This is a genomic window from Vibrio sp. bablab_jr001 (assembly GCF_016464285.1).
GTDB lineage: Bacteria > Pseudomonadota > Gammaproteobacteria > Enterobacterales > Vibrionaceae > Vibrio > Vibrio fluvialis.
Genome location: NZ_JACDWZ010000024.1, coordinates 1 through 201 on the forward strand (window position 1 = coordinate 1; position 201 = coordinate 201).

At 50.2% G+C, this 201-nt stretch carries 1 pseudogene; it reads left to right on the forward strand.

Going from position 1 to position 201, the window contains the following annotated elements:
* A pseudogene (gene tuf / locus JIG40_RS00970) lies at positions 1-201 on the forward strand (elongation factor Tu); the annotation flags it as partial.

Below are 201 nucleotides of genomic sequence, written 5' to 3' on the forward strand. Positions count from 1 at the left end.
ACAGTGGGAAGAGAAAATCCTTGAGCTGGCTAAAGCACTGGACGAGTACATTCCAGAGCCAGAGCGTGCAGTAGACATGCCGTTCCTGATGCCAATCGAAGACGTATTCTCAATCCAAGGTCGTGGTACAGTAGTAACTGGCCGTATCGAGCGCGGTATCCTACGTGTAGGTGATGAAGTAGCAATCGTTGGTATCCACGA